This window comes from Colwellia sp. Bg11-12 (genome assembly GCF_014076955.1).
GTDB lineage: Bacteria > Pseudomonadota > Gammaproteobacteria > Enterobacterales > Alteromonadaceae > Colwellia_A.
Window position 1 is genome coordinate 1 of record NZ_JACGUZ010000024.1, and the last position, 3,464, is coordinate 3,464.

The window sequence follows — 3,464 nt, forward strand, 5'->3', positions numbered from 1 at the left end:
ATTTTGTTTTTAGGTAATGCCCGAAGACTATATTGGCGTAAATGACGTAGGGCTTGGCGAAACACTCCAAAACCATATTTAGAAAATACAAACGCTAGATTAAATTGGCAAATACTTTAAACAATAAAACGAAGTGGCGATTAAACCTAACGCCCCATTAAGAGGCAAATAATTGTTGGCTAAAATAAGCGACGAAGGAGCAAGTAGCCAGCTGTTATTTGTCCTGCTTGAATGGCTTGTTAGGTGCACTTTGCGTCTGTACAAATTTTCAAAAACTCTAATTTAAACTTTGGTAATTTCTGTACACCATAACCTTTTAACCAAGTAGGAAAAGCTAGAACTCGATTTGTTGGTAACTCAATTTCTAATTGATTTCCTTCAGGTGTAATCATCGCCGCCCTAATTGCCCAATAATATCCATTTGTACCCCAAGGATATTGAACCAATTTAGTGATTTTTAAAACAGTTCCTTGTGGTAACTGAGAAATTATAGAGCGCTGTTTTTCGAAAGCTAGTTTTGTAAATAGCTTTTCATCCCATTCTTTTTGAGATGATTTATATGTTTGATAGTTAGCAGGGGTTGTAGCATATTCGTTGCCAGAATTAAAAGCTTGTAATCCAGTACACCATTCAGTTGACTGTACATTTCCATTAATATCAGCACACCTTGCTTTATACAAGAAGCCATCTTTAGCTGTCTTGTAATAATTTCCAACAAAGGAGGCCGCAATTGGATCATTAGTTTTATCGTGTACAACAACACTACAACCAGAAAGTATTGATATAAATAAAACAATTAGAAATTTCACATACACCTCCTGTGCACCTAACGCCTTACTAAGCGGCGAAAAATAGTTGGCTAAAATGTACGAGGAACGAGTGCTAGCCAACTGTTTAGCGTCCGTTTGAGTAACTTGTTAGGGCTTCCTTGAATGCCGAAACCGCACTTAAGCCTGACTGAATATGCCATTTTTGTTCTGAGCCGTAAAGTACGCCCACAAAACCAAGCTTAACTTCACCGCCCCCGCACCAATTTATAGCCACCTCCATAAGTTTTTTATCTGAACCTTTTAAAGTTTCATATACCACTAAAGAAACAATTTTATCAAATCTATCTGTAAACAGGGCGTCACGGATTACATCGGTGCTATATGGAGCATTAATCAAAGTTGGCGCTGAAATCCCAACGACACGAACCACATAAATTGAATTGGACTTTTCAGCCCAACTTGATTCGGATAATTGTAATTCACGACAAGCGAAAGAATCGTATGAAAAAAACAATAATAGTAAGACACCAACTCTACGCATGGATAGCCCTAACGCCCCACTAAGAGGCAAATAATAGTTGGTTATAATAGAGAGCGAAGCGAACAAAACCAACTGTTATTTGTCCTGCTTGAGTGGCTTGTTATGTTGCAGCTTGCCCGCTACCTTCGAGTACAGGGCTATAAATACCCCAAATAGCAAACACTACTAATAATATTGACAAAACACCAAGCCATGTAAGCACCGACATAGATTTACTACTTTTACATTTACTCACTTTAAACAAAATATAAGCAGAGATTAAACCTAAAACACCCCAGTAACGATAAGTGCCAATTAATAAAGATGTTTGAAATGGTAGCTCCGATTCAAACGAATCAAATACATTTTCAAATTCTTTAATGAAGATAAAGGCTCCATACGCAAACAAGCCAAAATAAAGCGTTGAAACTGTAGCGGCTAATATTTGAAAGTTACTCTTAATCTGATTCATGAACTGCATCTCCTTTTGCAACATAACGCCCCACTAAGGGGCTAAGAATTGTTGGCTATAATACCGAGCGAAGCGAAAGTAGCCAACTGTTTTTAGTCCCGCTTGAGTGGCTTGTTAGCACTATTTGGATTTATTAACACCAAATAAGTAACTAACTATCATTAATGAAAGCTTTTCTAAATGCCCCCACACTTCTTCTAAAGCCAGATTAATATCTTTTGAAAAGAAAATAAAGGCTGGTATAAAAATAATTAGTGCAATAACAATAATCAGCGCAATAATATGAATAGTATTGTTTTTTTGAGTATTCTGGGAGTTTTGTTTATTAGACATCGCAACCTCACACACAGAATAATCCTGTGTATTATGCGATATCGAAAATCTGTGGCTAAATCAGAAACGAGATATCAAAGTAATTCTTTGCGCCGAAGCATGGCAGAATGCCAAGAACTAAATTATGCCACAGGACGGTAGTTGGAACAATAGTGCTAACGCCCATATTAAGCGGCAAAAATTAGTTGGCTAAAATGTTGAACGAAGTGAAAACAGCCAACTGTTTTTTGTCCGTTTGAATTGCTTGTTAGGTTAAATTTATTATTAAACCCGCTAGTTAAAGCAAACTTAGAAAGTTAATATAACCGCACCACGGCTAAATACCAAACAGTAATTTTGAGCCATTTACACAAAAGTCGTTTTAGCGCACAACACAAATGTTATTGCTGGACTCTCGACAATGATTCGCGACATTTACAAATCGTTTTGGCGAAAACCCACGAAACAGAAAAACCACCAAACTAATATTAAAAACACGACTGTTGGTTAACAATAAAAACCGAAAAGTGGTGCCACCTAACGCCTCAATAAGAGGAAATTTATAGCTGGCTAAAATGTTGAACGCAGTGAAAACAGCCAGCTGTAAATTTTCCTGCTTGATTGCCTTGTTAGGTAACTTACACCCAACGCCCGAACCTTACTATTTGTTGGGGCATATATTCCATTACCCACGTACGATCTGAAGCAATAATTAGAGTAGTTTCTTGGTTAAAGTAACTCTGTAAGTTCTCTAGTAAGCTTGCCCAGGTAATGTATTCTAAATTTGACCAAGAATTATGAATAATAATTAATTCGAAAGCTCCATTTATGGTTTTGCTATTTAGCCAAGAAGTTAATCTCTGCGTATGTTCAGGATCTTCGAAAGAAGCAACTATCCATTCACTTGTTTCATCTATTCCTTCATCCCAAGTAATTTCAAGTAAATTGGGCTCTACAAGTTTTCTTATATCCCTAACTCTTAAATTGGGATTTAGAAGATTGACCATCCTTAGTTACCTAACGCCCATATTAAGCGGCAAATAATAGTTGGCTAAAATAGTGAGGGACGAACGACAGCCAACTGTTATTTGTCCGTTTGAATTGCTTGTTAGGTGAAGTTTGTTTGTAAATACAAAACCTTAAAGCAAACACTGAAAGTTAATATTACATTCGCCACTTTATAAACACAACTGCTAGATTTTGAGCCACAACACCGAACAATGAAAAGCCAATTCGCAAGGACATTTTGTTTTTAGGTAATGCCCGAAGACTATATTGGCGTAAATGACGTAGAGCTTGGCGAAACACTCCAAAACCATATTTAGAAAGTACAAACGCCTACTTAAATTGGCAAATGCTTTAAACAATAAAACGAAGTGGCGATTACACC

General features: G+C 36.8%; 5 protein-coding genes. All 5 read right to left on the reverse strand.

Annotated features, from left to right (window positions below; translation table 11 throughout):
* Window positions 1-239: 239 nt before the first annotated feature.
* The gene (locus tag H4J39_RS00335; protein WP_182225474.1) at window positions 240-809 is read right to left on the reverse strand and encodes a hypothetical protein; all 570 of its coding nucleotides are present in this window, start codon (window positions 807-809) and stop codon (window positions 240-242) included.
* Window positions 810-894: 85 nt separating this feature from the next.
* Window positions 895-1,311: a hypothetical protein gene (locus tag H4J39_RS00340; protein ID WP_182225475.1), complete on the reverse strand. Its 417-nt coding sequence runs from the start codon at window positions 1,309-1,311 to the stop codon at window positions 895-897.
* 100 nt (window positions 1,312-1,411) lie between these two features.
* Entirely contained in the window at window positions 1,412-1,762 is a 351-nt protein-coding gene (locus H4J39_RS00345) for a hypothetical protein (RefSeq protein WP_182225476.1), read from the reverse strand.
* Window positions 1,763-1,882: 120 nt separating this feature from the next.
* A complete protein-coding gene (locus tag H4J39_RS00350; protein ID WP_182225477.1) occupies window positions 1,883-2,095 on the reverse strand; it encodes a hypothetical protein in 213 nt (70 codons plus the stop codon).
* A gap of 617 nt (window positions 2,096-2,712) precedes the next feature.
* Window positions 2,713-3,081 (reverse strand): hypothetical protein, encoded by a 369-nt coding sequence (locus H4J39_RS00355; RefSeq protein WP_182225478.1) that lies wholly within the window; start codon window positions 3,079-3,081, stop codon window positions 2,713-2,715.
* Between the last annotated feature and the right edge of the window lie 383 nt (window positions 3,082-3,464).